At 56.2% G+C, this 25487-nt stretch carries 23 protein-coding genes and 1 pseudogene; 8 read left to right on the top strand and 16 right to left on the bottom strand.

Going from position 1 to position 25487, the window contains the following annotated elements; genetic code table 11:
* Nucleotides 1–35 precede the first annotated feature (35 nt).
* Nucleotides 36–2222 carry a DUF1989 domain-containing protein gene (locus tag GOW40_RS03645; protein ID WP_254444236.1) on the bottom strand — a complete coding sequence of 729 codons (2187 nt, stop codon included), beginning with the start codon at nucleotides 2220–2222 and terminating at the stop codon, nucleotides 36–38.
* 242 nt (nucleotides 2223–2464) lie between these two features.
* On the opposite strand from GOW40_RS03645, the gene GOW40_RS03650 reads away from it, so the two are divergent.
* A complete protein-coding gene (locus GOW40_RS03650; RefSeq protein WP_171128457.1) occupies nucleotides 2465–3490 on the top strand; it encodes a LacI family DNA-binding transcriptional regulator in 1026 nt (341 codons plus the stop codon).
* Nucleotides 3491–3638: 148 nt separating this feature from the next.
* Here the strand turns inward: GOW40_RS03650 and GOW40_RS03655 are convergent, their stop codons facing one another.
* Nucleotides 3639–4097: a helix-turn-helix transcriptional regulator gene (locus tag GOW40_RS03655; protein WP_171128455.1), complete on the bottom strand. Its 459-nt coding sequence runs from the start codon at nucleotides 4095–4097 to the stop codon at nucleotides 3639–3641.
* 170 nt (nucleotides 4098–4267) lie between these two features.
* On the opposite strand from GOW40_RS03655, the gene GOW40_RS03660 reads away from it, so the two are divergent.
* Nucleotides 4268–4672: a hypothetical protein gene (locus GOW40_RS03660; protein WP_171230867.1), complete on the top strand. Its 405-nt coding sequence runs from the start codon at nucleotides 4268–4270 to the stop codon at nucleotides 4670–4672.
* Between the two features lie 298 nt (nucleotides 4673–4970).
* On the opposite strand, the gene GOW40_RS22415 is transcribed toward GOW40_RS03660, so the two are convergent.
* Complete coding sequence (locus GOW40_RS22415; RefSeq protein WP_217352226.1) at nucleotides 4971–5300, bottom strand: SEC-C metal-binding domain-containing protein; 330 nt, start codon at nucleotides 5298–5300, stop codon at nucleotides 4971–4973.
* 436 nt (nucleotides 5301–5736) lie between these two features.
* Nucleotides 5737–6204 carry a cupin domain-containing protein gene (locus GOW40_RS03670; protein ID WP_171128453.1) on the bottom strand — a complete coding sequence of 156 codons (468 nt, stop codon included), beginning with the start codon at nucleotides 6202–6204 and terminating at the stop codon, nucleotides 5737–5739.
* A gap of 96 nt (nucleotides 6205–6300) precedes the next feature.
* On the opposite strand from GOW40_RS03670, the gene GOW40_RS03675 reads away from it, so the two are divergent.
* Nucleotides 6301–7236: a LysR family transcriptional regulator gene (locus GOW40_RS03675; protein WP_171128451.1), complete on the top strand. Its 936-nt coding sequence runs from the start codon at nucleotides 6301–6303 to the stop codon at nucleotides 7234–7236.
* A 124-nt stretch (nucleotides 7237–7360) separates the two neighbouring features.
* On the opposite strand, the gene tcuB is transcribed toward GOW40_RS03675, so the two are convergent.
* From tcuB to GOW40_RS03715, 8 genes are all read right to left on the bottom strand, one after another.
* The gene (tcuB, locus tag GOW40_RS03680) at nucleotides 7361–8440 is read right to left on the bottom strand and encodes a tricarballylate utilization 4Fe-4S protein TcuB (RefSeq protein WP_171128449.1); all 1080 of its coding nucleotides are present in this window, start codon (nucleotides 8438–8440) and stop codon (nucleotides 7361–7363) included.
* On the bottom strand, nucleotides 8430–9824 hold the full coding sequence (tcuA, locus tag GOW40_RS03685) for an FAD-dependent tricarballylate dehydrogenase TcuA (RefSeq protein WP_171128447.1): 1395 nt from the start codon (nucleotides 9822–9824) through the stop codon (nucleotides 8430–8432). The genes tcuB and tcuA overlap by 11 nt, the downstream gene beginning before the upstream one ends.
* 11 nt (nucleotides 9825–9835) lie before the next feature.
* Nucleotides 9836–10519 carry a GntR family transcriptional regulator gene (locus GOW40_RS03690; RefSeq protein WP_254444237.1) on the bottom strand — a complete coding sequence of 228 codons (684 nt, stop codon included), beginning with the start codon at nucleotides 10517–10519 and terminating at the stop codon, nucleotides 9836–9838.
* A 348-nt stretch (nucleotides 10520–10867) separates the two neighbouring features.
* Entirely contained in the window at nucleotides 10868–11848 is a 981-nt protein-coding gene (locus tag GOW40_RS03695; RefSeq protein ID WP_171128445.1) for a D-2-hydroxyacid dehydrogenase family protein, read from the bottom strand.
* Nucleotides 11845–12081: a hypothetical protein gene (locus tag GOW40_RS03700; protein WP_171127980.1), complete on the bottom strand. Its 237-nt coding sequence runs from the start codon at nucleotides 12079–12081 to the stop codon at nucleotides 11845–11847. Before GOW40_RS03700 ends, GOW40_RS03695 begins: the two co-directional genes overlap by 4 nt.
* A gap of 51 nt (nucleotides 12082–12132) precedes the next feature.
* Complete coding sequence (locus GOW40_RS03705) at nucleotides 12133–13221, bottom strand: 4-oxalomesaconate tautomerase (RefSeq protein ID WP_171128444.1); 1089 nt, start codon at nucleotides 13219–13221, stop codon at nucleotides 12133–12135.
* A 10-nt stretch (nucleotides 13222–13231) separates the two neighbouring features.
* On the bottom strand, nucleotides 13232–15262 hold the full coding sequence (locus tag GOW40_RS03710; protein ID WP_171128443.1) for a tripartite tricarboxylate transporter permease: 2031 nt from the start codon (nucleotides 15260–15262) through the stop codon (nucleotides 13232–13234).
* 76 nt (nucleotides 15263–15338) lie between these two features.
* A complete protein-coding gene (locus GOW40_RS03715) occupies nucleotides 15339–16427 on the bottom strand; it encodes a tricarboxylate transporter (RefSeq protein WP_171128442.1) in 1089 nt (362 codons plus the stop codon).
* 139 nt (nucleotides 16428–16566) lie between these two features.
* Here GOW40_RS03715 and GOW40_RS03720 point away from each other — a divergent pair, with 139 nt between their 5' ends.
* Nucleotides 16567–17235, top strand: coding sequence for a response regulator transcription factor (locus tag GOW40_RS03720; RefSeq protein WP_171128441.1), 669 nt, complete (start codon nucleotides 16567–16569; stop codon nucleotides 17233–17235).
* The gene (locus GOW40_RS03725) at nucleotides 17232–18599 is read left to right on the top strand and encodes a sensor histidine kinase (protein WP_371731801.1); all 1368 of its coding nucleotides are present in this window, start codon (nucleotides 17232–17234) and stop codon (nucleotides 18597–18599) included. The genes GOW40_RS03720 and GOW40_RS03725 overlap by 4 nt, the downstream gene beginning before the upstream one ends.
* Nucleotides 18600–18663: 64 nt before the next feature.
* Here the strand turns inward: GOW40_RS03725 and GOW40_RS22105 are convergent.
* From GOW40_RS22105 to GOW40_RS03735, 3 genes and pseudogenes are all read right to left on the bottom strand, one after another.
* Nucleotides 18664–18819 (bottom strand): annotated as a pseudogene (locus tag GOW40_RS22105) (IS6 family transposase); the annotation flags it as partial.
* A gap of 123 nt (nucleotides 18820–18942) precedes the next feature.
* Nucleotides 18943–20277 carry an adenylate/guanylate cyclase domain-containing protein gene (locus GOW40_RS03730; protein ID WP_171128440.1) on the bottom strand — a complete coding sequence of 445 codons (1335 nt, stop codon included), beginning with the start codon at nucleotides 20275–20277 and terminating at the stop codon, nucleotides 18943–18945.
* Between the two features lie 294 nt (nucleotides 20278–20571).
* A complete protein-coding gene (locus tag GOW40_RS03735) occupies nucleotides 20572–21558 on the bottom strand; it encodes an aldo/keto reductase (RefSeq protein WP_171136532.1) in 987 nt (328 codons plus the stop codon).
* An 81-nt stretch (nucleotides 21559–21639) separates the two neighbouring features.
* On the opposite strand from GOW40_RS03735, the gene GOW40_RS03740 reads away from it, so the two are divergent.
* On the top strand, nucleotides 21640–22467 hold the full coding sequence (locus tag GOW40_RS03740; protein ID WP_171128438.1) for a LysR family transcriptional regulator: 828 nt from the start codon (nucleotides 21640–21642) through the stop codon (nucleotides 22465–22467).
* Between the two features lie 17 nt (nucleotides 22468–22484).
* Here the strand turns inward: GOW40_RS03740 and GOW40_RS03745 are convergent, their stop codons facing one another.
* Nucleotides 22485–23852, bottom strand: coding sequence for a dipeptidase (locus GOW40_RS03745; RefSeq protein WP_171128437.1), 1368 nt, complete (start codon nucleotides 23850–23852; stop codon nucleotides 22485–22487).
* Between the two features lie 372 nt (nucleotides 23853–24224).
* Here GOW40_RS03745 and GOW40_RS03750 point away from each other — a divergent pair, with 372 nt between their 5' ends.
* Both GOW40_RS03750 and GOW40_RS03755 read left to right on the top strand, forming a co-directional pair.
* Nucleotides 24225–25049: a class I SAM-dependent methyltransferase gene (locus GOW40_RS03750; RefSeq protein ID WP_171128435.1), complete on the top strand. Its 825-nt coding sequence runs from the start codon at nucleotides 24225–24227 to the stop codon at nucleotides 25047–25049.
* Nucleotides 25006–25485: a group 1 truncated hemoglobin gene (locus GOW40_RS03755; RefSeq protein WP_217352227.1), complete on the top strand. Its 480-nt coding sequence runs from the start codon at nucleotides 25006–25008 to the stop codon at nucleotides 25483–25485. Before GOW40_RS03750 ends, GOW40_RS03755 begins: the two co-directional genes overlap by 44 nt.
* Nucleotides 25486–25487: the final 2 nt, after the last annotated feature.

The raw sequence follows: 25487 nt of genomic DNA on the forward strand, positions 1-25487 counted from the left end.
ATCGTTTCTCCCGTTGCGTAGAGTTATTTGCGCCATCAGGCGCGCGCCCGCTTGCGTTGCGGGTCGATGAATGGAATGTCCGTGACGGTGGCCCGCAGGCGTTTCATCCGCCCGTCGAGTTGACCGACCTCCAGTTGAGTGCTGTTCTCCGCTTGTTCGACCGAAAGCCGCGCCATGGCGATCGCGTGTTCCAGCATCGGCGAGCGCGTAGCCGAAGTGACCAGGCCCACTTGCCGTTCACCTGCATAGACTGGGGCCCCATGGGCGGGCACGTCGTCACATCCAATCAGCAGTCCTTTGAGCACCCGGCGCGCATCGCGCGCATTGCGTTCCAGTGCCGCTTTCCCGGTGAATTCGGACTTGGTCAGATCGACCGCAAAACCCAAACCGGCCTCAAACGCATCGACGCCCGGCGCGAATTCCGCGTTGGCCGCGGCCAGCCCTGCTTCGATCCGAATGATGTCGAGGGCGGCCGAACCCATTGGGGTGATCCCGAACTCCTCCCCGGCGGCCACAACTGCGTCCCAGATGGCAACGGCGTCGGATTTGGAACAGAAAATTTCGTACCCCAATTCACCGGTATACCCCGAGCGCGACAGCATAAAAGGCTCGCCCTCACGGTCGTTCAAACGAGCGACAGTGACACCGAACCATTTCAGATGATCCAAACTGGGGACATGTGGCTGAGTAAAGGCAATCTTGCGCAGAAGGTCGCGCGACTTCGGTCCTTGGATCGAGAGGTTCGGCATCGCCCCACACAGCGCATGCACCCTCACTTGCAGATCGCGCGCATCGGCCAGTTCTTGCAAAGCCCGGCCACTTTCCTCGGACCCGCAGCACCAGCGGAATATCTCGGGCGCAAGGCGGAACAGTGTGCCATCGTCGATGACCGAACCGCTTTCGTCGCACATCAGCGTGTAAGACCCGCGCCAAACCGGCAGTTTTGCTACATTGCGCGTTGTCGCCAACTGCATCAAAGCCTCGGCATCGGGGCCGACAACGTCAAATTTGCGTAAGCCACTCATGTCCTGAATAGTCACCGCCTGACGGCAAGCCCAATATTCACCCAATGTGCCATAGGCCGGATAGCTGACCGGTGCCCACAGATCGCGCGCCGGGGCAAAATGCTGGGTGAGAGGTGACAAACGGTCGTGAAAGGCAGACTCCTGACTGATCGACATGGGCGCGTCTTCCTTTTCGCGATAGGCAACCGCTCTGCGGATGGGCGTTTCGGGTCGGTAGATGCGCACATGCACATCGGTCGGATTCCAGCCGTTAATGGGATCGATATCGTCAGGACAGGCGGTCGAAACGCAAACCAGGTCCTCCAGAGCGCGCAAAGCGACGTAGTCTCCGGCGCGCGAATGGGATTCTTCGGTCAAAATGTGATGGGTCTTGGGATCGATCCAAGTGCTCCAGAAGAAATTGATTGCGGGCCACGCGGTTCGGCGCGCCACACCGTAAGGGGCCAGAGCGTTCGACATGTTATCGGAGCAATTCAGATGCCCGGGAAACCCGCGTTCTTCATAACCGCGCGCGGTGCAGGCCAAACCAAATGTGTCATGCCGCCCACATGTGTCTTGTACCACGTTCAGCAACGGGCGCATCTCGCGATCAAAGAACTTGTCTAATAAGCCGGGGATGGGATAAGAGCGCCGAACCATCGACCGGGTCGCGGTCGAGTCGATCATCCACTCTTGTCCCTGATCCAACCCAATGGCTCGCAGAGCCATAAAGTCGGAACATTGCTGACCCTCAACATCGATGATTTGAACAAATTCGCCGGCCTTCAACTCATAGGCCTGCGCGCTGCCGCGCTGTACCGTAAATTCGTCGCGCGTATCACCGAGCAAGGGTGGCAGATGCGGCTCTTTGGTCATCGCCGACTTGTGCAGGACCGTGATGTTCCCAGTCGCACTGCCGTCAACAAACCCGGCAACCCCGGTGGGACGGATCACCCAGACCGTAACCGCGTCGCCAGTTCGGAGAATCAACGGCTCGGTCCCACGGTCGAGCCGGTGACAAGGAACCTGCCGATCTCCACCCTGCGCCTCAATCCAAGCCAGAAACCGTGTACCGTCAAAATCGCCCCATTTGACCACCCCGGTTTTCGACAAATTCAACGCAGTCAATCCCGGTCGCCCATCTTGGGTAAGGGCCACAACTTCCAGTGCCTGCTCTGGGCCAAACCCTTCTATCGACAGCAAATCTCCTGACTGCAAAACCAGTCGGACAGCCTCTCGCGGGGCAAGGATGTAGGTGCGGGAATCAGACGCTTTTTGGAATCCGGGGAAATGGCGGCCAGGGCCATCAAACCCGGTGTTTGTGAACTTATGTAAGACAGATGACCCCAGCATATCCGTATCGGATTCCCAAAATGTAACTAGTTACAGAGGTTGCTGAAACTAGTTACATATGTCAACTCTTTCCTCAGAAGCCCGCCAAACGGACATGAATCCTCTCGATGAAAAAAACCCCAGAGCCCAAAAAACGCGCAAATCTCAGAGATGTGGCTAAAGCTGCTGGCGTATCTGTCGCCACAGTCTCGCGGGTTTTGAACGAACCGGCTGTCGTAAAGAAAGACACTTTGGAAAAAGTTCAGACCGCCATTGCGGATCTGAAATTTGTACCAAGTGCCGCCGCTCGTGCGATCAATTCAGGCCGTACCCGGTTTGTCGGAGCATTGGTTCCCACTCTGGACAATGCAATCTTTGCCCGGTTTCTTGCCGCGTTAGAGCGCAAACTGTCAGACCACCAATTATCTCTGATCGTGGCGACCACCGAGGCAGATCTGGACATCGAAGCCGAAAAAGCCAAAAGCCTAGTGGATATCGGCGCAGAAGGCTTGATCGTCACAGGAGTCACGCACAGCCCTGCATTTCACGATCTGATCGAACGCACAATGATGCCAACGATCATTACGTCATTCTTTGATCCTGAAAACCCGCTGCCGACGATCGGATACGACAACGCGGCGGCGGCACAACTTGCATTACAGCATCTTAACGATCTCGGTCATCGTAACATAGCGGTCGTACATGGCCCCGTTCATAACAATGACCGCACGCGTGCCCGTCTTGCCGGTCTCAAAGACTTTCCATTCACCGGAGAGCTTACAACCTTCGAAACCGAGATCAGTCACCAAGGCGGTGCTGACGTAGCACATAAGTTGAGCAATCTTGACACGAAGCCGGACGCTATTTTGTGCCTGTCCGACGTTGTTGCGCTGGGTATTTTGCTTGGCTTTCAAGCCCAAGAAATCGCTGTACCGGATCAGATTTCCATGGTGGGTGTTGACGATCTTCCGACGTCGTCTGTGTCAGTTCCACCCCTTACCAGCGTACATTTACCGGTTTCTCAAATGGGAGAACGCGTCGCAGACGCGCTGGCACATTGGATCACGGCACAACAGCCGCCAGAACCAGAAAGACTCGATGCATATATTGTCGTCAGGAATTCCACAAAAAGTGCTGACAAAAGCTCAACTTAAGCGAGATCATCTCATGATCCCTGGCGGAAACGCGCGGTCTCGGCAATCGCGATGAACACCACGCAACGGTTGCATTGCAAGGTTTGCGGTTACCGGAAAACCAATAGCTCGTGCCAATAGCTGCTTAGAAAACCAGATCGGCAAAGCTCTATACTTCGCGACGTACGGCGGTAAGCAGCATTCTCACCAATGCGGACTGCGATCGGACACCAATTTTGTCATATATTCTTTGCAGGTGCGTTTTCGCGGTATTTGGACTTATTCCCAGCATTTCCGCAGCCGTTGAGATATCAGCACCTGCTATAAGCTCTAGGGCCAGTTTTTCCTGTGTATCCGATAAGCCATAGGCTTCAGCAGCAGCCGCAACTTGGCTATTCAGCCGCTCTTCGTCGTCAAATGCAATGAAAAATCTGCCGTCGCACAGCAGAGCCCAGCAGACATGTGCAACACCAGCATCGTCTTGTCCGAGTGGAACAATGCGGCTTACAGCTTCCTCGCGCAAACCGGGTGTGAGATGACTTCTGATCTCATAAAGCCAATTCAGCGCCCCCAGCAGCAATATTCGCGCCTCGTCGTCGATTGCACAGAGTTTCCGCCCTTTCTTCATGAGCATCGGATGGAGCGGCAGTCGTTTTTTGCACTTTCGTTCATCCAGATCATTTCGCCAGACCTATCGACCTCAATCAGGGGCGCATTTTCACAATTCGCTCTTATTTGGGTGCTTACCAAGCAACTGATTTTCCAAACCCCATCGACCTTTTGCAGAATCTTGAGCTCATGATATCGGCGCAAGGTTCCATCAGCGATGCTGGACATATCGCTGTTCTGGTCATAGCTGACCCAGGCCATCTCGGGGCTGATCACCATATTCAGGTTTTCGCGTTCGAACGCTTTCGGGGGACTCCATTTAACAGGTTACAAAAAAATGCGTCTCATTTGCTCTTTGATCTCGTCCCCTTTCACCAAAGTTACGCCTGTAGCGACATGGGTTTGGACGCGACGTGTCTGTGGACCATCAAGCCAATAGGATTGCCAGGCGTCATAGTCACGTTGGAGATAAGCTTCGGTCTCGGCTTCTATGACAGCGAGGACGGCGTCACGATCTTCATTCGTTCCTTGCGTCATGATCTGGTGGTAAACTTTGCTCGTTGTGGATGTTGGGCAATGCTGATGGAGCGGTGACGTTTGAAAACCCATTTACTCATCAATCGTGCTTTCTCTTGCAGCCTACTGATAAATTCCAATCTGGCCATTTTGGTATAGTAAGCGTCTTCATCCCCAGAGTCATAACTCGTCAGATGTTTTTGACTGAGCGCGACTATTCCAATTGATTGCAAATCCATGCTGGGCTCCGAACTCTCTTTAGTGGCTGAGCAGAAGTGTATGAGGGTTGAGCGCAATCACCTGTCATACACGCGGATGACAGGTATAGATTTTGCAAGAAAATAAGAACAAAGCCGCCTCAGCCGCTCGCTGAGGATCAGGGCCTTTGTCGTTGCGCAATTGTCGAGCGCCGGATTACCGGCGCTCTCTGAAAGTAGTAATCCCGACGACTGCCGTCGAACCTGCCGCTCTTCAGACAGCAGCGTTTGTAGCGCCTCCCCGAGCCGCAAGGGCAAGGATCGTTACGTCCGAGTTTCTCTTGGAGTTCTACATCGCCCGCGCACCGTTTGAACGCCAGTTTTGACGCGTGTCTCCGATGGGAAGGACTTGCGACGCTTAGAAATGACCTCGAAAGGAGGCGCGGTCTTCGGGTTTGATGCGATTGGCCATGATACCCTCCATCATTTGATTTTGCCGTGAAGGCCACTTACAGCCTCAATCCTGAACCTCAAAGAGTTTTTCGCTATGATCGACCGTTTTGGACGGGTCGCTTTTTCGAAAAGTTCGGCTTCACCCTCATCAGACCGGCCCTTCGCGCAGCCGCAGCCAGGGCCCGCGCGGATCGCGATCTGTGAGCTCAATGACAAAATGTTCAATGCGTTGCGCTAATGGCCCTCGGGGAGCGCTGCATAGGTTCAAAGCCATCCCTCATGACGCTGTACAGACAGCCCACAACCGCCGTTCACCAGCCCACCCGGATGCTGCAAAAGCGGCCCACAAAACGGACAATCCTTCGGCGCTCAGATTTGATAAAGTGATAAAAAGACACTCAAGGACCAAGCCAACCCACGCATGCCTTTGGAACATGTAGGCGAGACCTGTTCGCATCCCGCCAACTCTGTTCCAACGTTTAGGTTTTGGCGCTATGCCGGTTCTCCAGCCGGTGCCACGAACGTCATGCCCACCTCGCTTGCGATGGACAGAACCGAGGTCAGGTCCGGCTCGCCAGGTTCGGGCAGCTCGGTCTGGCCTTCCGGCAGCGGCTGACCCACACCGGTGAAGAACCGGTCGTGCATGTGACCCGGCGCGTTGATTATCAACAGGCGGGCCGGTTTGTCGCCGACGGCCTGGAATGCGTGCACAGCTCCATCGGGGATTGCGATGTGGTCGCCTGGGCCCGCGAGGATGTCCTTGCCATCGACTGAGAAGCCAATCTGACCGTCAAGGACGAAGAAAGACTCGGTCTCACCGGCGTGGTGGTTCGGCGGCGCCCCTGCGCCGACCGGAACAAGGCATTCAACGAGGCAAAACTTGTCCATCGTTTCCGACGGGAACGCATGAAATTTCATAAGTATGTTCAGAACGTTGTAAGTGCGTGGACGATCCAGCATTTAATGCTCCTCCTGTGGCAGATCGTGAGAACTGATCAAAGGGTAGGCGCAGCTTATCAATCTGTGAAATCGATTAATTATATGATATAAATTCACATGGCCAATTTATCTCGTTTTGACCTGAACCTTCTGCGCGTGCTGAATGCGCTGCTAATCGAGATGTCGACCGTCAAGGCAGGTGAGCGTTTGGGCCTCTCACAACCGGCGGTATCCGGCGCGCTGAAACGGCTGCGGCTGTCTCTTGGCGATGAGCTGTTTTTTCGGAACGGGCAGAAACTTGAACCAACCGCGCACGCCCTATCGTTAAGAGAGCCTCTGCAAGAGATCCTGAGCCGCGTTGAAACACTCATATCCGCGAAAGACGCCTTTGATCCTGCAACTGCGGTGCACAGGTTCCGGATATCAGGAAGCGATTTCTTCGCAGAGATGCTCATGCCGGCGCTCGCCGAATATTTGACGGTGCATGCACCTAGGATCAGCGTTCATCTTGTCGATCTTGTGCCAGATAATCGTGTCAACGCCTTTGCAGACATTGAGGTGGATTTCGCGTTGCTCCCCGAAACGCCGTTGCCTGACTGGGCGGAAGCGCAAGAGATGTTCGCTTCTTCGTTCTCCGTCATTGCGCGTAAGGATCACCCAAAGGCAGTTGAAAGAGGGCTTGTACATGGCGATACCCTGCCGCTCGATCTTTTTTGCGAGCTAGGGCACGTTCTGTTTTCGACAACGGGCACTCCGAATGGTCTTGGGGATGAGGCGCTTGCGCGCGTCGGACGTCGGCGCAATGTGGTGATGACACTTCCCGTATTTTCCGGTGTTTACCGCGCGGTCGCCGGGTCCGACCTCATCGCCTTGCTTCCATCGGCTTTGGCGCATCGTGTTGCCGAATCCGCCGGTCTGAACGTGTTTGTCCCGCCGATCTCGGTTGACCCCGCCCGTTTGATTCTGGTCTGGCACCGGCGGGTTTCAGACAGCGCGCCTCATCAATGGTTGAGAGAAAGGACCGCTGAGATATTGCACCCCCTCAATGCATGAAGAGCGCGCACAACGGCCCGCTCCGGACATTGACGGCCACTCGAGGTGCTTTAACGCAGAGTTCTTCAAAACCATCGTTCGTCCCATTGCATCTTCTTTCTGCTCGCACAGGCGCAACGGGCTGTTAAAGGACTGCGGACGCATATCTTTTTCGCTGAGCATCCCTAACAAGTGCAGCTAGCCGATAGAACCCATGAGCCATTTTTGTGTAAGGCATCAGCAGGAAAAAGGTCAGAACCGATCCGAGGTGAATGGCCAAAAGCGCAGGCATCAGCGGCGTTGCTCCGAGGGCATAAAGAACCAGCCCGCTGAACCCGACAAACCCGAGCAACAGGATAAAGCCGATATCCCCACCCCATGCCGACGGATCGCCGAGGTCTCGGTCTGACTTTAGCTTGAGCAGCGCCATCGCACCGCACCCTACCGTCAGCAAAATACCTCCGGAGATTCCGAACAGTTTCGGCAGCGACCAGAACCCATACGGCGCGTGCAATCCGAAGACATAGTGCAGGACGGTCGCCACCGAGGTCGACGCAAAGCACAACAGGAACCCATACATGATGGCGTGGTGGATGTGGCGTCGGCCCTGACTGAACCGGTCTTCGTCCTCAAAGTTGCAGCCTTCGCCATGGCCTGCGGCCAAATCCTGCATCTTGCCTGCGCGTTTGAGCGCAGCCGTCAGATCAGACATCTGGATGGGCTTGCCCTCCACCTCGGCCCAGTAGCGCCGAAGACTGATGGCAATGCTGAACAGAGGCAGCAAGAAGGCGGGTGCGAAGATCGCAACCATCGCGTTGTGCGACAGGACAGCGTAGAACCCCTCGCCTCCACTGGAGCCGATGGCGCGGATGGCCCAGAACAACAGGGCAAATCCGATCACAAGTGCCAACGCGATCGCGCCGCCATGGGTGTGGAACCGGCGCGCTATCGGCTGCGGCCACGCAAAGCTTTCCCAGCTATCGCGCCGCACTTCGGCCAGCGCCTTGGGCAGATTCAGATCGAACTCATGTGGGGCGGTGTACTGACAGGCGTAATAACATCCCCGGCAGTTGTGGCATAGGTTGGCCAATTGCGTGATGTCTCCGTCCGAGAACGCCCGTTTCGTATGAAGCGACGGAAACACCGAACAATATCCCTCGCAATAACGGCAAGCGTTGCAGATCTCGGCCTGACGGCGGGCTTCCTGAATTAGATCAGTTTGCATAAGCGGCTGCCTCACGTCCTGCGATGCGTCCAAACACGGTTCCGATGGTCATTCCGAAACCGGCCAGATAACCCTGCCCAAGGATCGAACCGGCCATGGTCTCGCCTGCGGCCCACAGGTTTTTGATCTTTCCATTTTGGGTCGAGCACTGGGCCTGCGCGTCGACCTTCAACCCAAGATAGGTAAAGGTCACACCGGTGCGCAGTGAATAGCCATAGAACGGTGGTTCGGTAATTGGGCGCGCCCAGTTGGTCTTGGGAGGTGTCAGGCCCGAGGTCGCGACCCCGTCCAGCTCGGTCGGATGAAACCCGCTGGTGTCACCGCAAGCGGCGTTGAATTCGCTGATCGTCGCTTTCAACTTGTTTGCAGGCAGGTCCATCAACCCGGCCAATTCCTCCAACGTGTCCGCCTTTAGCGGGGGGAATACGGACGGCATGAACAGATTCAGCGACTTGGCGTCGATGATCACATAACCTACCTGATCCGGCTGCGCCGCGACCAGTCGCCCCCAGATCGCGTAGCGCTTGGGCCAGACATCCTCACCTTCGTCATAGAACCGCTGGGCATCCTTGTTCACGACGATGGAAAACGGCACGCAGTCCAGACGGGTGACGATGCCGCCGTCGTATTTAGGCGCACGCCCGTCAATAGCAACAGCGTGGCATTGGGTCGGGTCACCGACGCTATCGACGCCTTGGCCCAACAGATCGGCCAGCACGACGCCCCTGTTGTAAGGTGTGCCGCGTATCAGGAAGTTTTTGGCTGGTTCACCCCAGGCCCGCGTGAGCCAATCCGTATCCGCCTGAAACCCGCCGGAGGCAACGATCACCGCCTTGGGTCTAATGCGATGGGACTGACCTTCGTAGGTGTAATCGACCCAATCGATCCGATCACCATTCAGCTCCAAATGTGTGACCGCGGCTTCATACAGCACATCAGCGCCCAGCCCAGCCGCCGTCCGATAATACGCGTTTACCAGAGACTTACCGCCCCCCATAAAGAACGCATTGGTCCGCGCCAATGACAAAGTTCCCGACAAAGACGGCTGAAACCGAACCCCGCGCTCTTCCATCCAGGGCAAGCATTCCTCCGAGGTACGGATTGCAAGGCGGGCAAGATACTCATCGGTTTTACCACCAGTGACTTTCAGCAGATCCGAGAGATATTCGTCTTCGCCATACTCCTCGATCAGAGGACCCAGGGGAGATTTGTGCATGCAGCGAAAATTACGCGTGTGGCGCGAGTTTCCACCGCGATAAGGTTTTGGCGCCGTTTCAAGTATCAGAACCCGGGCGCCTGACTCGGCAGCGGTCATAGCGGCACAAAGGGCCGCGTTCCCGCCCCCAATCACAGCGATATCGTAAGCTTCCTTTGGGGTGGCCATATCCTGTTTACCTACTGGCTTTCTTCGATTGAACGGTCGCGGTCCTGCAATGCGCGGATTCGCATACGCTGCGCAGCCTGAATATGCGCCCGCATCTCTGTTTCAGCCGCTCCGCCGTCGCGGGTCTTCAAAGCGGCCATGATGCGCCGATGTTCCGCCACCGCTGCCTCAGCCCGGTCGCCATCCAGCAACTGAGACGGTCCGAGGATCAACAGCGCCTTTTGCAAGGACAGCATGGATTTCGCGAGAAACCGGTTCTTAGCCGCGTCCAGAAGCGTTGCGTGAAAGACCCTGTTGATTTGCGCCGCGTCCGCACCCGTACCTGCCTCTGCCAGCCGGTCATTCAGAACCTCGAGCTCATCCAGCTCGACATCCGACGCCGCGCGGGCTGCCAGACGGGCCGCCGTCCCTTCAAGCACCGCGCGCATCTCATAAAGTTCCATAACCTCGGCGTAATCCAGACTGCGCACAGTCGCGCCTTGCCGCGGGATATGCGTGACCAACCCGTCGGCCTCCAATTGCCGGATCGCTTCGCGCACCGGGGTACGGCTGACGCCCAACCGTTCCGAAAGCTCAATTTCACGCAGCCGGTCACCGGGCAGAAGAGTGCCTTCGCGAATCTCGTCCAGCAGGCGCTGATACGCAGAATTGCCTTGCGGGCCGGGGTGTTGCAGGTCGTTTTGAAAGGTCATCATGCTCGCGCTTCTTTCATTGCGACCACTTGGATACATTTGGATACACTTCGAGTCAACCGCATCGGAACCACCCCTTGCCCACTAAGTTGATCGCATCGCCACTTTGGAAAAAGCGGGTTGCAGCCTTCAGCCTTGCGGTGCTGGGCACTGGAGTCTTTTGGGTACTGAACCTGCCGTTGCATTTCTTGTTCGGCCCAATGAGCGTCTGCCTATTTGCGGCCTTCGCGCCCGGCTGGCGGAGAGATGACGATTCTGGCTATCGTCTCGAGCGCAGATTTGAGCTTTGCAATCACCCATCATCTGACAAGGATCGCGTTGGTGATCATCGGTGAGCCCATCGCCAAATTTCTATCCTGCGATGGTCCAAACCTCGGGGTTGATCATGTGGATCGGAGCACCTTTGGCAAAGGCGTTCACCTGATCGAAAATATCCGCGAATTGAAGGTCGAACTCATCCTCGGTGACGAAGCCGATATGCGGTGTCGCGATCAGGTTTGGATGCGACAACAAAGGATCGGTCGGATCGGTCAAAGGCTCGGTATCGAAAACATCAATCGCCGCTTTGCCCGGGCGACCGTCGTTCAGCGCCGCCAGCAAAGCACCCGGCACGATCAGCCCGGCCCGCGAGGTGTTCACAAACAACGCCCCCGGCTGCATCTGTGCGAAATCCGATGCGGTAATAATCCCGCGCGTGTTCGGTTTCAGGCGCACATGGACTGAAACGACATCGCTTTCACCAAAGAACGCTTCTCGGCTGTGCGCGACCTGCACTCCATCCGCCTGCGCACGTGCCCGGCCTTCCTCAGACGACCACCAAACAACATTCATCCCGAACGCCTCGGCATAGCCCGCAACCGCGCGAGCAATCCGGCCATAGCCATAGAACCCCAGTTGACGGCCCCGTAGCGTCTTGCCCACGCCTGCTTGCCAGTGCCCCGCTTTGACCGAGGCCATTTGTGCGGGCAAGTCGCGCATCCCAGCCATGACCAACGCCCAAGTCAGTTCTGCTGCGGCATAAGACGGCGTCCCGCCATGCATATTCGAACACAGCAGCACTCCGTTGTCCGAGCATGCCTGCACATCGACATGCGGGTATACGCTACGTTGACTGATCAATTTCAGGTTTGGGAGTTTTTCAATCAAGTCACGGGTGATCTTGGTGCGTTCGCGAAACAGCACAAGCGCCTCAGCTCTCTGCAAGCGCGCGGCCAATTGGTCGGTATCCTCGACATGATCTGTCCAGACCTTCACGTCATGGCCGGATAGCTTTCCAAAACAGGGCAAGCGCTGCAGTGTATCAAACCAGTCATCAAGAATGTGGACCTTCATCGGCTTTCTATTCCCTGCTCGGTGGTCAGTTTTCTTGGGGTCGGAACAAAATGACGTGTGTCGAGAGCGGCAAGCGCATTGCGGACCCGTTCGCTTTGATCCAGCAGATGGTTGAACTGCTCATCGCAGCCAGCAATCGGTGTCGGGTAGTCCGCGATGTCGCGCCGCAGGGCCGACTGCGCCAACCTGAGTTCCTGACGCGCGATATCGAGGCATTCGGAATAGTTGTCCATCGTGGCATCTCCATATTGTATACCAAAGTATACAATATGATCATCACCACTTCAACTGCCGTTCCACACAGATTCCGGCACATAAACATGTCCATCGGCCAACTTGCGCGCGGTTCGTACCAAACCTGCTGCAATAACGGTGAACCCGTCATCGCAGGAGAAATCCACCAGCACGTCGATTTTGCCCGAGGCGTGTTCCAACACGACCTCAGCCGGGCTTGTCGTGGGACGATCCAGCAATCCATCTGCAACTGTGCCGGGTGTCAAAGCGCAAGATGCCATGCATTGCGCGCCGGTGACCGCCATGGTCGGGTGGGTTTTCCACGGCATGAAATACCGCACTGCAAGCGTTCCACCCTCTCTGGCCGGCGCGACGAGGCCGAATTTGGGGGTAACCGATTTGGACACATCCCCCATACCCATCCGCTGCCCTGCTTCGATCCGAACGGTCTCCATCTGGTCAAAGAACACGCGGTTAGCGTCCAACTCCTCGGCGCTTTCATAGCCCGTCAACCCGAAGTCGGCGGCGCGGGCAATAGCCATCGGCATGGCGACATCCATGCAGGTGAGTTCGAAGCCCTGAACTGTATCGCGCAGGTTACCCGTGGGTAGGAACGCTCCAGTAGCCGAGCCCACCACACCCATAAAACTCAGCTGCACCGGAGCAGAATGACCGGGCACGCCCGCGATCTCTGCATCGCCCTCGTAAGTCAATTCGCCCCCGGGCGTATTCACTTTGACGACAACCCGAGCTCCGGTGTTAACAGCCCGGATGCGAATTTCGGTTTCATCGCCCAGCGGTTGGAACAAACCCATTTCGATTGCAGCAGGAGCAACACCAGACAGGATATTGCCGCAAGTGGGTTTGAAATCGACCAGCTTGTCCTCGACCGAGACCTGCGCGAAGAAATAGTCGATATCGGCCCAATCATCCTCACTGACTGACAGCATCGCGACCTTGGTCGTCACCGCCGCGCCTCCACCGATGCCGTCGATATTTAGCGACTGCCCGGAACCAAGGGCGGCGATCAGCACCTCGGCCAGCGTCTCCAAATCCTCGGGTAAATCCGAGCGGCGGAAGTACGGGCCCTTCGAGGTGCCGCCGCGCATGAAAATGTAAGGAATTGCGGTTTGGGTCATTTTGAACTCCTCACTTCAACGGCCAGGGCAGGCTGACCAGGTCCTGCAATAGCCCCGGTGGGAAATCGCGGTTGAGAGCACCCGCCATCAGGCACATGAAGCCGATGCCGCAGGCCGTCAGGATCAGCGTCATCTGCCAGCTTGCCCCGGCACGGATGCGGAAAAACGCGATCAGGAAACCCAGCAGCGCAAGGATGAAACCCACCACCCAGGTTGCCGCAATCAGGCTGGCGAACCACGCCAGTGTGGACCAAAGTCCGTGAGGTGCAGTTGCGTCCTCACCAGCGATTTCCTTGTCGGCAAAGATCGCGTCGCCCTCGGGCCGCCGCATCATCTGGATTAGCAGGATCACACAGCAAAACAGCGAGACGCTGCCGATCACTAGCGGGATGATCTTGTCGGTCATATTGTAGTCGGGGATCATGTTGGCGTTGACCAAAGCAACAATCAGATAGGCCATGATCACCAGCAGGAAGATCAGAGGCGCGCGCTTTGTACCCGCCTGAACGTTACCTTCAGCCATGATCATCTTGGCCTGTCGGATGCCCAGAATAACCGAGACGACTGTGACCAAGATCAGGACAATGACGATGGGGCTGAAGACGTATTCCATGCCTTCACCAAAGCTCTTGCGGAACCGGAACGAGGCGATCTGGAAGGCTTGGTTTGTGAATTTCTCGACCGGGTTCGACAATACGAAGCCAATCAAAAAGGCCGGGCGCGACCAGTCGAAACGGCGCAGGAAGATGCCGATCAGGCCAATCACGAACAGGGCCAGCAGGTCTTCGAAGTTCTGGCCGGACTGGAAGGCGGCGAAGCTGATCAGCATGAATAGGAACGGGGCCAGATAGGTAAAGCGGATCGTGGTCAGCTTGGCGATGCCGCCCGAGGCTGCGATGCACAGGATGGTGCCTACGACATTGGCAAGCGCGAGCAGCCAGACGATCGAATAGGTGATGTCGAGATTGTCCTTAAGCATGCTAGGACCGACCTCGATATCACCCGACCCTAGCAGCGCCACCGCGCCGATGAAGATCGCCATCGAGCCCGAACCGGGAATACCAAACAGCAGGGTCGGAACTAGCCCACCACCTTCTTTGGCGTTGTTTGAGCTTTCCGGGCCGATGACCCCGCGCACTTCACCCTTGCCGAAGTTGCTTTTGTCTTTTGTGGATTGAACCGAATGACCGTAAGCGATCCAGTCGACCACTGACCCCCCGAGGCCCGGAATGACACCGACAACCACGCCGATGATAGAACAACGCACTGAAAGCCAGATGTTGGCGAACCAGTCTTTGACCCCGTCCAGCCAACCGGCCCCCAAAGATGCCCCTTTGGCGATCGAACGATCTTGCCGCAGCAGTGAGACGATCTCGGGAACGGCGAAGATACCCAGTCCCACGATGACCAGTTTCAGACCATCTGTCAGATACGGAATGTCATAAGTCGCCATACGCAGCGAGCCGCCCGCGTCGGCCTCGCCAATCGTGCCGACCATCAGGCCCAAACCGGCAGCTGCGACGCCCTTCAGCGGGATGCGCCCCGCCAGAATGGCGACCATAGACAAACCGAGGATTGTGATCATCAGCATCTCGGGCAAGCCGAAGGCCAAAACGATAGGCCGCGCGATCAGGATGAACATGGTCAGGAAGGTTGCGCCGACCAGCCCACCGAACAGGGACGAGGAGAAGGCTGCCGACAGGGCCCGCGCAGCCTCGCCCTTTTTCGCCATGGGGAAGCCGTCCAGCACGGTTGCCTGCGACGCAGAACTACCGGGAATGCCCATCAGAACTGATGCGAAAGTGTCAGAGGTCGGAACCACCGCAACCATCCCGATCATCAGGGCCAGACCCAGAATCGGATCCATACCGAACATGAAAGGGAGCAACAGCGACAGGCCGGCAATGCCTCCGAGACCCGGGAAAACGCCCACTGCCAGCCCCATAACGACGCCAAGAACGAGATAGCCCAGAACGATAGGTTGAAGGATCAAACCCCACGCATCACCAAGCGCAGGTAGAGCTGTGGCGAAAACCTCCATAGCGGCCGCCTTTCATAAATTGTCTTGTAAGAAGAAAATTGCGCGCCCTTCATTGGGCGCGCGACTAGGTGTCGGCTTAGTTTAGCTCGACACCGTAGGCCTCTTTCAGCCAATTCAGGACATATTGCTTGGCATCATCGTCCACGTTGGTCGCTGTTTGCAGTGCAGCTTTCGAGCCGTCGCCGACGAATACCGGATACTTGCCTACGCGTTTGGACGAAATGTCCGCAAAGTCTCCACGCTCAGTTACGGTTTGGAACGCTGCGGTGTATGCGTCGACCACCTCTTGTGGTGTGTCTCCGGGCAGGAATGCCAGTTTCTGAACCGGGAAACCCGCCACGAAGAAGGCTTTCCATGCATCCCAAGCTTCGCCGCTCGTTTCGCATCCATCGGTGGCCTCGCAGACCTCTTTAAAGGTCGGAATGTCCGGAAAGGTCGGGTCACGAACGATATTGCCATCAGCATCCAATGCGCCCCAAGTCATCATGGGAACGGCCTGACCGGCTTCGACCAGCGGGACCGAACCACCCAGATAGCCCGAGGACGTCTGGTAATCGATATTGGCTTCGCCACGTTCAAACATCAGCCGACCATCCCCGCGGCCTTTGATCCCAAATACCGGTTCCACATTCATACCCAACATCTGCCAGGCCAGCAGAGGTACAAGGTCCAAACGGGTTGCACCTTGCGAGCCGTAGATGAAATTGGTGTCCTTCAACGCATTTGCAGAGCCGTCGAACTTGGCTCCGTCCTCGGCGTTCAGATAAGCAACACCACCCGTTCCGGATGCCATGACCGGAATCCAATCGTTGTATTCATAGCGTACGCGAGGATCGCTCAGCAGATACGGGAACTGAGTAGACCCGGACGTGCCAAACAACAGGGTACCGTCATCATGACTTTGTTCCTGAAACCAGTTCGCGCCTTTGGTTGATCCCGCGCCCGGCATGAACTTGACTACCACAGTCGGCTGACCGGGCAATGCCTCGGATAGCAGTGGCGCGAAGAAATTGGCCCATTTAGCCGACCCGCCCGTTTCCGAGAACGGAATGACCCATTCGATGGTCTTGCCCGAGAAATCGACCTCGGCAGCGGCAGGTGCAGCGAGTCCGGCAGCGGCGATCAGCCCCACGACGGTACGACGAGTGAAGTTGGAAATGGCCATTGGTTCCTCCCTGTTGACCAGACAACCACGTCAGCGCCCTCCGCGCCACCGTGATTGCAATTAGAACTGCGGGGTTGATTCCCCCTCCCATCTGGCAATCATGGGGCGCCAACCTTGCGCGAAACTTGCAGGAGCCCGAATGCGGATCGTCATCGTCGAGGATAATGAGACCCTTGCGAACGCTATTGCCTATCGCCTGCGGGATCGGGGCCATGCCGCTGACGTGCTGACAGATGGTGGCGCGGCCGATTTGTATTTGGAGCAAGAAGGCGCAGACCTGATCGTTCTGGACATCAACCTGCCGGGTCGGTCAGGGCTTGAGATCCTGCGGTCTTTGCGCAACCGGGGTGACAGCGCACCCGTCATCTTGCTGACCGCACGCACCGAGACGAGCGACCGCGTTTCGGGTCTTGATATGGGTGCCGACGATTACTTGGTGAAACCCTTCGAGATGGATGAACTTGAGGCCCGTATCCGCGCGCTATCCCGCCGCAAACAACTGAACTACGGCACGCGAGAAACCATCGGAGACCTCGAGTTCGACCGCACCGCCCGGCAGGTTAGCGCGAAGGGTCAAGTGCTCGATGTGCCGCGACGGGAGATGGCTGTGCTTGAATGTCTGTTGGAACGACGCGGCAGGATCGTCCCCAAAGGTCAGTTGACCGACTATGTCTACGGCGTCGGAGCCGATGTCGACGATTCAGCTGTCGAACCACATGTCTCGAGACTGCGGAAGCGCCTTCAGAGTTTTGGCCTCCGGATCAAGACGGCCCGTGGCCTCGGATATCTGCTTGAGGTGGAAAAGTGATCCGGCACGGTTCGCTCAGGCTTCGGCTCTTCATTCTAATCCTGACGCCACTGGTGTTACTCGCAATCCTGCTTGGATACTGGCGCTACACGGTCGCTCAACAAACGGCACAGGAGCTTTTTGACGACAGCCTGTTGTCCGCTGGCCTGGCCATTTCGCGCGATGTAGCGGTGTCAGAAGGCGATGCTCTTTCGCCGACTACACGCAGCCTGATCCGCGATGCATCGGGCGGAGAGATTTTTTATCACGTGACCGGACCCGGTGGAATTTACGTCACTGGGTATGCATATCCTCCGGCCGCTGCAAACCCGACTGAGCAAGACGCGTACGAGCCGCAGTTTTTCGAAGCAGTTTATCGGGATGAGTCGGTGCGTGTCCTGAAAATGACCGAGCGGGTCACACTCGATAACCTCGTGGGCGATGCGACGGTAACAGCTTGGCAGCGCGTTGCAGACCGCAACGCTTTTGCCAACGAACTGTCGATCCGCGCCGCGATCCTGATGGGCATCCTGCTGGCCACACTTTCTGTAGTCGTGTGGTTCGGGGTCGCACGTGGTCTGCGGCCCTTGCTGGATTTGCAGGATGCGATCGACCTACGCTCACCCGACGACCTCAGCGAGATCAAACGCCCGGTTCCAGTCGAGGTTTTTGGCATTGTTCAGACCTTGAACCGGCTGTTTGGACAGGTCGAGCAAAGCATCAACGCCCATCAAGTGTTTATCTCAGAAGCCGCGCATCAACTGCGAAATCCAGCGGCAGCGGTTCAATCCATGGCCGAGGCGTTGCGAGACGCAAAAACGGATGAAGACAAGGACAAACGGCTTATCGAGCTTGTGGCGGCAGCGAAAAACTCCGCCACGGTAGCCGAGCAGCTTTTGTCTTTGGAGCGGTTACGGCAGCCCACGCATCAGGATCAGATGGACAAGATTGATTTCCGTGCGGTTGTGGAAGAGGCCTGCGCTGACATGGGCGTTCATATCCTCGCAAAAGGGATCGAATTTGAAGTCACAATGCCAGAACCAACAGTCTGGGTGTCCGGAGATCGGGTTTTTTTGGCAGAGGCTATTAAAAACCTTCTGGACAACGCAGTTAAGCACGGCGGCGCCGAACTCAGCCGAATTTCTGTAGTGCTGCGCTACGACGAAGGGTGGGTCAAACTAACTGTATCCGATGACGGAACCGGCCTTTCACCCGACCAAAGCGAAGCCGTGTTCGGTCGATTTTCACAGCTGGAGTATTCCGAAGGTAGCGGTTTAGGGTTGTCGATTGTCTTAGCTGTAGCGAAGCGCCACGGGGGAATGGTCTCAATCAACCAAGTCGAAAACGGCGCTAGTGTTACGCTTGAGCTTCCCATTGCGCCATAGTTCGTTTCTAAGGTGCTGCCAGACGAATTCGAACATGTCTCTGGTGGGCAAGTGATACTGCCCTTTATCCCGCGCCAAGTTCAAGCCACTCGGCACGAGCGGCAGCGCGTTTCTGCTTGAAGATGACGCTGCTGGTGAGCGAACCTTCCTGGTTGCAGTGATTGTAGACCGAGGAATGGACGGTGGCGAATTTCTGTAAACTTCGCATGGGCCTGAGGCGACCCGCATAGCCGACATTCGCCGCGACCGAAATGTTTTAGGGATTGCGAAGGGTACGAACAAGCGACAACGTGGCCGCTCGCTGCGACTTTGGCTTTTTAGAATATTCACAACAAACGAGTGTCTAGAGATGAACGGAATAGATCGACCACTTCTCGGAAAACCCCTTGAGCCTATGCTCTCCCTCATCCCTTAGAGTATGGCCTGAACCGGCAACAAGGTCCCGCACGGTTCGGGAGACAAGCAATTGATCTGCTCCTGCCAGTGCTGAAACGCGGGCGGTCAGATGGACAGCCACACCTGCTATTTCGTCGCCACGCAGTTCACACTCTCCTGTATGCAAGCCACAGCGGACAGAAAGCCCCAAACCACGAGCTATGGTAACGATTTTCTTTCCGCATGATATACCCCTTCCAGGACCGTCAAAGGTTGCCAGCAGTCCGTCGCCGGTTCCCTTTACTAGCCGACCATTATGCTCAGTGATGGCCTGAGCACACAATTGGTCATGTTGGTTGAGCAGGTCTTTCCACGCGGCATCACCCAATCGATGGGCTAGATCCGTAGAACCAACAATATCGGTAAACAAAATCGTCGCCAAAACGCGTTCACTCGGAGGGCTGGGTTTCTCACCGGTGACAAAAGCCTGAATTTCGTCAAGGATCGCGTCAGAGTCTCCAACCCACGGAAAATGATCGTCACCGGGCAGCTCCCTGAACTGGGCGCCTGAAATCCGATCTGCAATCCAACGCCCTTCTTCTACATTCGCATCTCGATCACCACTGCGGTGCAACACGAGAGTTGGCACGTGGATGGCGGGGAGCACATTGGTCAAGTCTATCTCGGTATTCATCTTGAGCAGCGTTACAGCCGCACCGGGACTGGCGCTTCGCCTTAGGTAGGCGCACGTTCGTCGCATAAAAGCCTCATCATTGGCCTTGCTGGGCGCATAATGCTCCAGGTCCATCAGGTTACCCCACTCTCGTTCGACGAACTCGTAGTCTTTTTGACGTTCTTCCGGAGTGGGTGCCCAGGGATAGTCCGGGCTCCAAATGCGCTTGCCGAATGCGCCAAACATAATCAGCCCGGCCGTGCGTTCAGGGTGTGATGCGGCCAAGAAAGCCGCCAGGTTGCCACCTTCTGAAAACCCGATCAGCGCCGCGCGCGAAGAATTAGCTGCATCCATAACCGCAAGCAGATCGTCAGCGCGTTCTTCTAGCGTAGGCAGTTGATCGTTCGAAACCCGGTCTGACAGACCAGTTCCCCGCTTGTCAAAAATGATCAATCTCGCAAAAGACGCAATTCGGGACAGGAAACGGTTAAGCGTCGGCTCTTCCCAGCAAAGCTCTACATGAGAAACCCAACCGGGCACATAGACTACATCTAAATCGCCGTCACCGACCACCTGGTAAGCTATGTAAGTGTCCCCACTTTTGGCGTACTTGGTTTCAACTGGGTTCATCTCAGTCTAGCGCCCTGCAGTTCGAAAAGGTTGATCCAACATATATACAGACATTGCGTCCGAGAAATTGAGTTTCTTGCCAGCAAATTTGGAGGAACAGTCTGGTTTGCCAATATTTACGCATTGGGCTCTATTCCGTCGATCGCCGGTCTACGTTTTCGTGATGCGGCGCCCTGCCCTGCCAAATCTCTCACAGCCCTTTGCAGATCTTGATCGGAAAATGGGAATGCCGCGTTCGCAACCCTTGTTGCCGGCATTCACTGCGGGTGCGAAGTTTTGATGCGGTTCTTCAAGCTACCTAGGGCGGTCTGGCTCGTTGGGGTTGCGCGTAATCAAGTTTTCAATCTCATTCATCGCTTCAACCGGCAAGGCACCAAAAGTCAGTGCGCCTGAAATGCCCTCAATTTGTTCTTCCGTCCGCGCGCCCGGAATCGGTACGTATGTCTCTGATTGGCCCCATATCCACCCGAGAGCGCCCTGCACGAGCGTCCGACCATCAGTTGTCAATAGATCCCGAACCGCTTCGAGTTTTCGCATGAAATCAGGGTTTACCCTTCCATCGGTATAGTACTCCATCCAGTTTTCGCCGGATGCGCGCACGTCATTTCGCGACATAACGCTCTTTCGATCATACTTGCCGGTGAGCAACCCCATCGCAAGAGGCGAGCGGATAAGGGACAAAAGCCCCTCCTTTTTGACAACCTGTTGCATGCGAGGTGCGTCGAAAAAGACGTTCATCACGTATTCGACCGCCCTGAAATTCTCCCTGGATGAGACGGCCAGTGTGCTTTGGGAATAATCTGTGCTCCAACCGTAGGCACGTAGTTTCCCGACTTCTTTCAATTGCTCCAGCCTGTCAAACACAGCTTCGGCCTGGGCAACTGGCATATCGTTTACATGCAACAGCAAAAGATCGATCCGATCACGTTCTAGCCTCGACAGACACCCATCGACGGCAGGGCCAACTTGATCCGCAGTGAAAGGGTCAAACGATATCTGCTTGCTTGCCTCATCAATCCCAACCCCGATCTTTGTGACAATCAGGGCGTCGGGCCGATGCTTTAGCGCCTTGCCCAACAAACGTTCCGAATGCCCTGCACCATAGGCAGCGGCGGTGTCAAACAATGTGATCCCACCATCCAAAGCAGCGTGGATCGTGCGAATGGAAGTTCCGTCATCTGATCGTGTGTATCCAAGCGACTGTTCGCCCCAATACATCTTGCCGCCGATCGGCCAGCATCCCATGCCAAGGGGTGCAATTTCGGTTTCGAGAAAGTTCATCTGTGGGCCTCCTGACTGATCCTCAGGAAAAAACGTCATCACAGCCTTTTCATCAACAACACAGAATGCAATCTTCGTTTCATGAATGAATGTAACTTTGACTGGGATAACCTGCGTCTTTTCCTTGCGGTTGCTCGAGCGGGCGGTCTTGGGCCAGCTGCCGAACAGACAGGCAAGAGCGCACCCACCTTGGGCCGGCGCATGATCGAGTTGGAGCGCAACCTGGGAAGCGAGCTGTTTCACCGGAAACCGCGAGGGTATGACCTGACCGAAGATGGGTTAGCGCTGTTGAAAAAGGTCGAAAGCATCGAAGCACGTGTCATACCTGTCACCGAAAGCAGCCTCGCCAGCGCGCCACCTTTGGTCAAAATCTCGGCCGGGACCTGGGTGACAAGGGTTTTGATCGGCGCCGTTGGAAGGCTTACCGGGTCGATGCCGGTTCGGTTGCGGTTCATCTCGTCGGAAGAGGTGTTGAAGATCGGACACCGGGAGGCCGCGATCGGCATTCGAAACCACCGGCCAGAGGAGATCGGCCTGGCGGGTCGCAAGATCGGGCGGGTTCGGTTTGCAGTCTATGCCACGGATGAAAGCGTTTCGACCTGGGCACGGGTAATGTCCAACACACCTTCGGCCAGATGGTTGAAGGCACACGCGCAAAAAGACGACGCCATCGAAGTGACCGCACCGCACAACGCGCTGGAGCTTGCAAATGCAGGACTGGCCAAGGCGGTTCTGCCCACCTTTATCGGAAACACACAGCCGCGCCTGAATCCAGTGTCACCTTTGATTGATGATCTGGAACATGATCAGTGGCTGGTCACGCATCATGAAGACCGGTTTCTTGCAGAGGTGCGGCATGTCATTGACCGCACCTACGCAGTGATGTCGGAAGCCTGTGAAACCGGGTAAAACGAGGCTGCAGCTACCTATTCACCCAACCGTTCCATTAACCGTGCGTAGGCTGTTTGGCCGCGTCGGAATGTCGGCAGACGGAAGAACTCGTCCGGGGCGTGTTGGTTTTCATCCTCATGTCCGAAAGCAAACATGACGGCATGCAAACCCAGCTCGTCCAACAGGGTCGACATCACAGGAATCGAACCACCGACACGGGTTTTGTACGCGGGTTTGCCGTATACCTCTTCGAGAACCTGTCCCGCGATCGCGGTTGCGTTGTGACCTGCCGGCACAAGAAACGGGTCCGCGCGCCCGGGGTTGCGCGATACCTGAGCGGTCACACCAGGCGGGCAGTGAGCTTCGACATGGGCTGAGATCAGGTCGAATATCTTTTCGGGATTCTGATTGGCGACCAGTCGACACGTTATCTTGGCCGAAGCCAAAGCTGGCAAGACTGTCTTTGTGCCTTCGCCCTGCCAACCGCTGGTCAAACCGTTGACTTCAAGCGTTGGACGCGCCCAGAGATTTTCGCGCGTCGTGTATCCTGGCTCACCCAGCGTCGCCGGAGCGCCTGTCTGGGCCAGATAGGCTGCTTCGTCCCATGGCACCCGTGCAATTGCCGCGCGGTCTTCATCCGTCAACTCAACAACATCATCGTAGAAACCATCGACAGTGATCCGACCGTCAGGGGATTTCATGCTGGCCAGCAATTGGGCCAGCGCCATTGCCGGATTTGCGACCCCGCCGCCATGCATCCCTGAATGCAAATCCGACTTTGCACCCTGAACCGAAATCTCAAGCGAGGTGAGCCCTTTAAGACCCAGAACCAGTTGCGGCGTCTCGGTATCCCACTGGCTACCATCGGCGGAAAAGATCATATCAGCCTGAAGCCGGTCGAGATTTGCCTCGATAAAGGGTGGCAGGTCAGGAGAGCCGATCTCTTCCTGGCCTTCAAAGAAAAACCGCACATTGACTGGCAATTTTCCGGCCTCAGCCAACAAAGCCTCGACCGCAAGGATCGGAATAAACATCGCACCTTTGTCGTCAGTCGCGCCGCGCCCGTAGATCCGATCCCCGCGGATCGTCGGCTCGAACGGAGGCGAGGACCAGAGCTCGAACGGTTCAGCTGGTTGCACGTCAAAATGACCATAGATCAGGATTGTGGGCACATCGGACCCGGCATGCAGCCAATCGGCACACACCACCGGATGGCCTGCAGTCTCCATCATCTGGACGTTTTCCATTCCCGCCGCGACCAAGCGATCAACGACCCACTGCCCGGCCTTCCGTACATCGCCCGCGTTCTCGGGTTTGGCTGAAACCGATGGAATACGAATGAATTCGCACAATTCTTCGATAAAGCGCGACTGGTGTGTGTCGAGATATTCGGACCAGTTCATTCCATGCCCTCTCTGATGTCGGCGCTTAACTTACGAATCTAAGCGTGGTCCGCAAGCCTGAGGTCAAAAACCTAATACTCGTAACAAACCAACATAGTCGAGCGATACGAGACCGGCCCGAAACAGTCATTGAACACTAAATCCGGACGTCGCAGCCGCTCGCGCATAGCAGACATTTGTCAGCGGCAATCGAGGAACTCAATTTGACAGGGCGCCACCTTAGACGAGGAGATCCAGCGATCTCAATCGAAACAACCAGAATCCGACAAATTTGCAGAAAACATCAGACATTCTACAGGTCTTCTGCAAGTTTCAAATCCCGACTTTTGGCAAGAGTTGTTCCATTGAAAGCAAAATCAATGGAGACAGACAATGAATACAGCCACCTCACTTGCCGCCGCACCAGATCTGGCCGCGGTGAAGTCAAAACAACACGCTACATGGTCTTCAGGTGACTACGCCGCCGTAGGCACGACCTTGCAAATCGTTGGTGAAACCCTTGCAGAGGCGATGGATTTGAGACCCGACGCCCACGTTCTGGATGTTGCTGCCGGAAACGGCAACGCCACCCTGGCTGCAGCGCGGAGACACTGCAACGTCGTTTCCACAGACTATGTTACCAGTCTGTTGCGCGCGGGTGCCGCCCGCGCCAAAGCCGAGCAGTTAACCGTTGCATTTCAAGAAGCCGACGCAGAAGATCTGCCCTTTGAACGAGCGACTTTTGATCACGTCACATCTACGTTTGGCGTCATGTTTACGGCCAATCAACGGGCGGCGGCCGATGAAATGCTGCGCGTCTGTCGCAGCGGAGGCACCATCGGTCTTGCCAATTGGACGCCAGAAAGCTTCATTGGCGAAGTTTTTCGAACCATAGGGCGGCATGTGCCACAGGTTTCGGGCGTTCGTTCTCCGTTGGAATGGGGTACCGAGGCGCGTTTGCAAGAGCTCTTTGGGGCAAAAGCTCGAAAGATCGAAATCACAAAACGCCAATTCACCTTCCGTGAGCGTTCGCCTCAAGATTGGGTGGAAAGGTGGCGCGAGATTTACGGCCCAATGCACAAAGCCTTCGACGCCGTCGGCGAGCGCGCACCGCAACTCGCAGCAGATCTGATCGCAGTTGCACGAAATCACTCGACCGATACTCAGGCCATGATTGTTCCAGCAGAATACGCCGAGATCATCATTCACAGAGCATGAACAGCCATCGGCCCGGCGGCAATTCGCCGGGCAAGCCATTCTCAGGAGATATTCCATGCTAGGGCAGACCGAATACCAAAGATCACTCCCGCTTTTTGACAAATATGGCGGCATGCGGGCTTTGCATTCGGTGATCATCAATTTCTATGATCGCGTGCTGGACAGCGATATTGTGGGTCCTTTCTTCGACAACGTTGATATGGCCAAATTGATTGATCACCAGATGAAATTCTTCGCGTCGATATTGGGGGGACCCGCAAAGTACACAGATCAACGACTGGTGAGTGCACATCGTCACATGGCCCTAACAAACGCGCAATTCGATGAAGTTATCGCGCTTTTGAGTGAGACGCTTACCGAAGCGGGCTTTGCTCCAGACGATCTTTCCAAAACGCTATGCGCCGTTGAAGCGCGCCGTTCGCTGATAGTTAGGTAGTT

Source organism: Ruegeria sp. HKCCA6707, assembly GCF_013033515.1.
GTDB lineage: Bacteria > Pseudomonadota > Alphaproteobacteria > Rhodobacterales > Rhodobacteraceae > Ruegeria.

Bases quoted from the DNA above. Each gene is read 5' to 3' on its own strand.
- GOW40_RS03650 (WP_171128457.1), top strand. From the start codon at position 2,465: ATGAAAAAAACCCCAGAGCCCAAAAAACGCGCAAATCTCAGAGATGTG.
- GOW40_RS03655 (WP_171128455.1), bottom strand. From the start codon at position 4,097: ATGAAGAAAGGGCGGAAACTCTGTGCAATCGACGACGAGGCGCGAATA.
- GOW40_RS03660 (WP_171230867.1), top strand. From the start codon at position 4,268: ATGATATCGGCGCAAGGTTCCATCAGCGATGCTGGACATATCGCTGTT.
- GOW40_RS03670 (WP_171128453.1), bottom strand. From the start codon at position 6,204: ATGCTGGATCGTCCACGCACTTACAACGTTCTGAACATACTTATGAAA.
- GOW40_RS03675 (WP_171128451.1), top strand. From the start codon at position 6,301: ATGGCCAATTTATCTCGTTTTGACCTGAACCTTCTGCGCGTGCTGAAT.
- tcuB (WP_171128449.1), bottom strand. From the start codon at position 8,440: ATGCAAACTGATCTAATTCAGGAAGCCCGCCGTCAGGCCGAGATCTGC.
- tcuA (WP_171128447.1), bottom strand. From the start codon at position 9,824: ATGGCCACCCCAAAGGAAGCTTACGATATCGCTGTGATTGGGGGCGGG.
- GOW40_RS03690 (WP_254444237.1), bottom strand. From the start codon at position 10,519: ATGATGACCTTTCAAAACGACCTGCAACACCCCGGCCCGCAAGGCAAT.
- GOW40_RS03695 (WP_171128445.1), bottom strand. From the start codon at position 11,848: ATGAAGGTCCACATTCTTGATGACTGGTTTGATACACTGCAGCGCTTG.
- GOW40_RS03700 (WP_171127980.1), bottom strand. From the start codon at position 12,081: ATGGACAACTATTCCGAATGCCTCGATATCGCGCGTCAGGAACTCAGG.
- GOW40_RS03705 (WP_171128444.1), bottom strand. From the start codon at position 13,221: ATGACCCAAACCGCAATTCCTTACATTTTCATGCGCGGCGGCACCTCG.
- GOW40_RS03710 (WP_171128443.1), bottom strand. From the start codon at position 15,262: ATGGAGGTTTTCGCCACAGCTCTACCTGCGCTTGGTGATGCGTGGGGT.
- GOW40_RS03715 (WP_171128442.1), bottom strand. From the start codon at position 16,427: ATGGCCATTTCCAACTTCACTCGTCGTACCGTCGTGGGGCTGATCGCC.
- GOW40_RS03720 (WP_171128441.1), top strand. From the start codon at position 16,567: ATGCGGATCGTCATCGTCGAGGATAATGAGACCCTTGCGAACGCTATT.
- GOW40_RS03730 (WP_171128440.1), bottom strand. From the start codon at position 20,277: ATGAACCCAGTTGAAACCAAGTACGCCAAAAGTGGGGACACTTACATA.
- GOW40_RS03735 (WP_171136532.1), bottom strand. From the start codon at position 21,558: ATGAACTTTCTCGAAACCGAAATTGCACCCCTTGGCATGGGATGCTGG.
- GOW40_RS03740 (WP_171128438.1), top strand. From the start codon at position 21,640: ATGAATGAATGTAACTTTGACTGGGATAACCTGCGTCTTTTCCTTGCG.
- GOW40_RS03745 (WP_171128437.1), bottom strand. From the start codon at position 23,852: ATGAACTGGTCCGAATATCTCGACACACACCAGTCGCGCTTTATCGAA.
- GOW40_RS03750 (WP_171128435.1), top strand. From the start codon at position 24,225: ATGAATACAGCCACCTCACTTGCCGCCGCACCAGATCTGGCCGCGGTG.